This window comes from Aurantibacter sp., assembly GCF_042094015.1.
Taxonomy (GTDB): Bacteria; Bacteroidota; Bacteroidia; order Flavobacteriales; family Flavobacteriaceae; genus Aurantibacter.
Genome location: NZ_JBELDZ010000002.1, coordinates 41,485 through 47,614, shown reverse-complemented (window position 1 = coordinate 47,614; position 6,130 = coordinate 41,485). Strand labels below are relative to the sequence as shown.

The window sequence follows — 6,130 nt, the reverse complement described above, 5'->3', positions numbered from 1 at the left end:
AAAAAGTCTAAATAGCTTGATAAAAGCAAACTTCCTATTTTATATTACTCTCTCGTCCAACTCTCTACACAAAACACCTAATTAACTAAAAAACAGAAGATTGAATGATTATGTTGGCTTCTTTAAATGTTAATTTTTTGTTAATTTTTAGTACTTTGTATTGCATAATACCTTTTTTTAAACTTATCTTTGCATAGGATACTATTATATAATTTTAAAAAATGATTACAACACATCAAAGAAACATAGCTACATTTATTCATTTATCTACGTTTACACGTTTTATTTTTCCGTTTGGAAATTTTATAGCTCCAATAGTATTATGGAGTTTAAATAAAGATAAATCTGACTATATAGATCATCATGGAAAGCAAGCCATAAATTTCCAAATGAGCATTTTAATTTATGCGCTAATAATTGGCTTAATTACAGTTCCGTTTTTTGTATTTGGCTTATTTAGTCATTTTGATTTTCTAGACATTAATACATTTAACAATATTACTATAAATGCAACCAAACCTTCGCCTCTACTCTATATTTGTGGCGCATTAGGCGGATTAGCAGTTGTAGGATTTATTTTAGAACTAATTTTTATTCTATTAGCAAGTATAAAAGCTAGAGATGGTCAAAATTATAAGTATCCATTAACTATTAATTTTATTAAGTAAGTCTAAAAAGACAAACTCATGAAAAACATAAACACAACACAAACATGAAAATAGAAAACACAAAAGCTCAAATGCGCAAAGGTGTTTTAGAATATTGTATTTTGTCTGTATTAAAAGACGATGATGCATATGTTGCTGAAATATTAAACACACTAAAAGACGCAAAATTATTAGTAGTAGAAGGTACTATTTACCCATTATTAACCAGATTAAAAAATGCCGGTTTATTAAATTATAGATGGGAAGAATCTACTTCTGGTCCGCCACGTAAATATTATGGACTCACAGAAACAGGACAATTATTTTTAAAAGAATTAACCACAACTTGGGACGAATTACGCCACGCAGTAAATATGGTAACAAGCACTAAAACGACCACAGATGAATAAGACAGTAAACATAAATTTAGCCGGGTTATTTTTTCATATAGATGAAGAAGCATACCTTAAACTACAACGCTATTTAAATGCTATTAAGCGTTCGTTTACAGATTCTCAAGGTAGGTCTGAAATTGTTAGTGATATTGAAGCTAGAATTGCTGAACTTTTTACAGAACGTGTAAAAACTAGCAATCAAGTTATTGGTTCTAAAGAAGTAGACGAAGTTATTACCATTATGGGGCAACCTGAAGATTATTTGGTAGACGACGATATTTTTGAGGACGAACCACAATCAACCCAAAAACGTTCTTCTAGTATTAAAAAACTTTTTAGAGACACAGAAAACTCTTATGTAAGTGGTGTTTCTTCTGGTTTAGGTCATTACTTAGGAATAAACGCTATTTGGATTAGACTAATATGGTTACTATTGATTTTTGGTCTTGGTACTGGTATTTTAATTTATATTCTATTATGGATTTTTGTTCCTGAGGCTAAAACCACAACAGATAAATTACAAATGACTGGTGATCCAATTAATATCTCTAACATAGAAAAAAAAATTAGAGATGGATTTGATGGTGTTTCAGAAAATCTAAAAAATGTAGATTTTCAAAAACATGGCGATAAATTTAAAGAAGGATTCGATAACGTTACAGATGCAGTAAGTTCATCCGTTAAAAACGTAAAAGATAATTCTAATTTAAAAGCTACAACGACTTCATTCTTTGATGGTATTAGTGATATTGTTATGTTTTTTGTAAAGCTTTTTGCAAAATTTATAGGTGTAATATTAATGATTACCGGTATTTCAATGTTTATTGGAACTGCAGTAAGTGTTTTAACATTAGGAATTGCCGATGGCATAAATATGCCAGGTTTAGATTTCCTAGACCTATCTTATAATGCTGGTATTCCAATTTGGTTAATCTCATTAATTGTATTCTTATTTGTAGGTATTATGGGCTTCTTTATTTTCTACTTAGGACTAAAAATAGTAGTAAATAATCTAAAATCTATTGGAAGACCTGCAAAATTTGGATTGTTAGGAATTTGGCTACTTTCTTTAATTGCTTTAATTTATTTAGGAATTAATCAAGGCATGAGTTACCAAGAAAAAGCAACCATTACAACATCAGAAACCTTATATAATATTACAAAAAACGACACGTTAAATGTTGCAATGGTTTATAATGAAAATTACACGGAACGTTTTACAAGACGAAATGGTATTAGCCATGTAATTAATGAGTTTGATGAACGCGAATTATATTCTCAGAACATTAGATTAAATATTAAACCAACTAGAGATTCTATTGCTAAAATTAAAGTAGTAAATTCTGCAAGAGGCTTTGATTATGATACTGCAAAATTAAGAGCAGAAAACATAAATTACAACTACATTATTAATGACAAAGAATTATTATTAAATAATTATTTTTTAATAACTAATAATGCAACACCAAAAGACCAGAAAGTTGAAGTTACCTTATATCTTCCAGTTGGAACAACTATTTACTTAGATGAAAACACTTACGAGTATAATTACTTATCATCTAATAAAGACGAACAGTTTTTAATTATGGACAAAAATGAATTAATCTGTAACGATTGTGATAATAAAGATGATAATGATGAAGATTTTGAAATTGATGTAAATATTAATGGAGAAAAAGGAAAACTAATTATTAATTCTGATGGAATAAAAACCCAAAAAGATAATTTAGAATTAGTTATAGATAGCAGTGGCGTAAAATCCAACTCTACTAATTTAAAAATTAATATAGGAGACGGAAAATTAGAAATTAAAGACAACAATTAATTATGATAGCTTTAGCCGAAATTATAGTAAACTTTATTCTATCTCTACTGTTTTAACCTACTTTTTTTGATTGATTTTCCTAAACCATTCCAAACGTTTTAAGTTTGGGATGGTTTTTGTTTATATTTACCAAATCAATTATAGTCAATAATTTAGTGGTACTATTTTTTTTATTGACTTCATTTTTAAAATAAATTAAAAGAATGAAAAACCTTATTTTATCGTTAATTACAATAATTAGCATAGCAACAATTTCTAACGCACAAGAAAAAATAAAAGGTAGCAGAGAAGTTGCTACAAAACTAAAAACAGTTACACCATTTAATCGTTTGGTTGTTGGAGAAGAATTTGAAGTGCGTTTATTACGCAGCGACGAATATTCTGTAGAAGTAACCGCAGACGATAATTTACATGACGTAATTGAGATTATGAGTTTTGATGGTACATTATCTTTTAAAACCACAAAAAAAATAACCTCAGCAAAAAAAATGGAAATCACTGTTTTTTATTCAGACAGTTTAAATACTATAGAAGTTAAAGACAAAGCCGAAATCCATTCAGACGTTACTTTAAAATTTAAAGATTTAACCTTATTAACTAATCAAAATTCTAAAACTTATTTAACCGTAAAATCAAATAAATTTAAGCTTAGTCATAACGAAGATTCTAAAGCAGAATTAAATATTACTGCAGACAATATAACGTTAGAACTAAACGACAATAGTAACATTAAAGCTTTAGTAAACAGTAATAATCTAGAAATAGATATGGTACAACGTTCTAAAGCTAAAATTGAAGGAGATACACCTAATCTTGAATTAAACGTAGATAATTCGTGCCAGTTTACAGGAGAGAAATTAACAGCAAAAAAAGCTAAATTAACAACAAATAACCGTTGTAAAGTAGAAATAGAAGTAAAAGAAGAATTAACAATTAATGCTTCAGGAACTTCAGAAATTTCTATTTATGGTACACCAAAAATAAATTTAAACAAATTTGAAGACGAAGCTGTTCTTTATAAAAAGAAATAACCGTTTTAACTAAAATATTATTAAACCTCTAAATTAGTTTTTAGAGGTTTTTTTTTATGTAGTAAAGTATAACTTGACTTTGTCATTTTTTTCAACTAACTTCGTTTAACTGCTGATATAAAACATTAAAACGTGTTCATATCATCTTGTTAAACGAAACTTTTTTAAAATAGATTTTGTTATAACTTTATAGAAATAAAACTTCTATAAATTACATTTAAGCTCAATTAATAATTCACTTATATTTGCGGTAAGTTTACTTTATGAGCATAACGCTACTTTCATCACCATTACAAGGTTTTACAGATTTTAGATTTCGTAATGCATTCCATCATTATTTTGGTGGTATAGACACCTTTTATGCGCCATACATTCGTTTAAATGGTAAACTGAAAATAAAAACATCTTACCAAAACGATTTACAACCAGAAAATAACACCACACTAACCGTTATACCACAAGTAATGACCAATAGTTCGGAAGAATTTTTATTTGTAGTAAAATATGTGCAGTCGTTAGGTTATAAAGAATTAAACTGGAATTTAGGTTGTCCCTATCCAATGGTTACAAAATCTGGAATGGGTTCTGGATTAATTTGTCAGCCAGAAAAAATAGACGATATTCTAAAACAAGTCCATAACGAAACAGATATTACGGTTTCTATGAAAATGCGTTTGGGTTACGAAAGTCCATTAGAAATTATAGAATCTTTTAAAGTTTTAGACCAATATCCGCTTAAAAACGTTGCAATTCATGCAAGACTTGGAAAACAATTGTATAAAGGTGGCGTAGATTTAGATGGCTTTCAAAAATGTATAGAAACCACCAAACACAAACTCTATTACAATGGAGATATTACAACGGTAGATGCTTTTAAAAACCGAAAAGACCGTTTTCCTACTATAGATCATTTTATGATTGGTCGTGGCTTAATTGCAGATCCGTTTTTACCACAAATGATAAAAGCAAACAGCACAGAATACCCAAAAGATAGATGGAAAACATTTAAAGCATTCCATGATACTATTTACGCAGATTACGATGTGTACTTACAGGGTCCAACACCTATAAAAATGAAAATGTTAGGCTTTTGGGAATTCTTTTCTAAATCGTTTAGTAATCCTCAAAAAACCTATAAAAAGATTAAAAAAGCGGGGAATCCTCATAAATACCAAGCCGCAGTTGCAGAGATTTTTGCTTCGGAAGAAAGGCTTTAATTAGTGTACGGTTTTGGCTTTGTCCTTTTTTTATTATAGCTTCGTTTCATTACTATGTATTATAATGTACAACTAAAGAACATAGGTTATATCGCATTAAAACAACTATAAATAAAAAAAGAATATTCGATTGAAGGTACGTCTCAAATAAATGGCGGTGAAGAAAAGGATTTTAAAATAACTTATGATAATCTTCCTGAAAATGAAGAAAACAATAATAAACTTCTACAGTTACTTAATCATCCGTGGCGGTTAATAAAAGAAGGAGGAAAACTTGGTGTTAATGGCGTAAAACGTTTTTTTACCATTTTATTTCTTTTTTCAATATCAAACACTATTTTATTTTTTTATTCAATAAGTAAACTTTTTTCTACAAACTTTGAATTTAGTAAAATATTTTACATTTTCTTAGTATTAGTTATTGGCTTAGGAATAACTATTTATGCATCTTACAGAACGTATCAATACGTTATTATTGATACTATGAGAGTGATTTACGAAAACTTATCTTCATTTTTTAAAAAAATAAGCGAACTTGTTATTGATAAAGCAGAGGGATTATTTCAAGGTAAAATAGATTTATCAGACAATCAATTAACAAAAGCATTAGATTTTGGAAAAATAGTAAATTCAAAATATCAAAAAACGCCAGCCTTTTTAAGAAAAGGAATTATTCTAATTCTAAACAAAATTCCTTTTGTTGGAATGTTAATAGATTTAAAAGAAGATATTGTTAAAGGAAATAAAATTGAAGCTAGCACAAAACTCTATAGTAAAATGGATGGTTTTATATCCGGAACAATCTTTGGAAATAATAACACCAAATGGGTTTGGTGGTTATTACCACTAAATATTATTATTTTAATAGCTCTTATAAAATTTAAAATAGGTTAATACTACGCCATAAGAAAAAAAATATTCTGTATTTTAAAAACTTGACTTTGTTATTTTTTTAGACAATTATTATTTATTAAAAATAGCTTCTTGGTCTCCCGTTTTCCATTAGCATTATCTT

General features: G+C 28.0%; 6 protein-coding genes. All 6 read left to right on the top strand.

The window, feature by feature from the left end; translation table 11 throughout:
* Window positions 1-221: 221 nt before the first annotated feature.
* The 6 genes from ACFDSN_RS00630 (at window position 222) to ACFDSN_RS00605 (ending at window position 6,009) form a co-directional block, all read left to right on the top strand.
* Window positions 222-668, top strand: coding sequence for a DUF4870 domain-containing protein (locus ACFDSN_RS00630; protein ID WP_375237879.1), 447 nt, complete (start codon window positions 222-224; stop codon window positions 666-668).
* A gap of 44 nt (window positions 669-712) precedes the next feature.
* Window positions 713-1,057: a PadR family transcriptional regulator gene (locus ACFDSN_RS00625; RefSeq protein WP_375237878.1), complete on the top strand. Its 345-nt coding sequence runs from the start codon at window positions 713-715 to the stop codon at window positions 1,055-1,057.
* Window positions 1,050-2,867, top strand: coding sequence for a PspC domain-containing protein (locus ACFDSN_RS00620; protein WP_375237877.1), 1,818 nt, complete (start codon window positions 1,050-1,052; stop codon window positions 2,865-2,867). The genes ACFDSN_RS00625 and ACFDSN_RS00620 overlap by 8 nt, the downstream gene beginning before the upstream one ends.
* 203 nt (window positions 2,868-3,070) lie before the next feature.
* Window positions 3,071-3,898, top strand: a complete 828-nt coding sequence (locus ACFDSN_RS00615) for a GIN domain-containing protein (RefSeq protein ID WP_375237876.1) — start codon at window positions 3,071-3,073, stop codon at window positions 3,896-3,898.
* A gap of 263 nt (window positions 3,899-4,161) precedes the next feature.
* Entirely contained in the window at window positions 4,162-5,115 is a 954-nt protein-coding gene (locus ACFDSN_RS00610) for a tRNA dihydrouridine synthase (RefSeq protein WP_375237875.1), read from the top strand.
* Window positions 5,116-5,598: 483 nt separating this feature from the next.
* Entirely contained in the window at window positions 5,599-6,009 is a 411-nt protein-coding gene (locus tag ACFDSN_RS00605) for a hypothetical protein (protein WP_375237874.1), read from the top strand.
* Window positions 6,010-6,130 lie beyond the last annotated feature (121 nt).

What these genes read in the sequence shown, in the direction of transcription:
- ACFDSN_RS00630 (WP_375237879.1), top strand. Translation starts at nt 222, where the DNA reads ATGATTACAACACATCAAAGAAACATAGCTACATTTATTCATTTATCT.
- ACFDSN_RS00625 (WP_375237878.1), top strand. Translation starts at nt 713, where the DNA reads ATGAAAATAGAAAACACAAAAGCTCAAATGCGCAAAGGTGTTTTAGAA.
- ACFDSN_RS00620 (WP_375237877.1), top strand. Translation starts at nt 1,050, where the DNA reads ATGAATAAGACAGTAAACATAAATTTAGCCGGGTTATTTTTTCATATA.
- ACFDSN_RS00615 (WP_375237876.1), top strand. Translation starts at nt 3,071, where the DNA reads ATGAAAAACCTTATTTTATCGTTAATTACAATAATTAGCATAGCAACA.
- ACFDSN_RS00610 (WP_375237875.1), top strand. Translation starts at nt 4,162, where the DNA reads ATGAGCATAACGCTACTTTCATCACCATTACAAGGTTTTACAGATTTT.
- ACFDSN_RS00605 (WP_375237874.1), top strand. Translation starts at nt 5,599, where the DNA reads ATGAGAGTGATTTACGAAAACTTATCTTCATTTTTTAAAAAAATAAGC.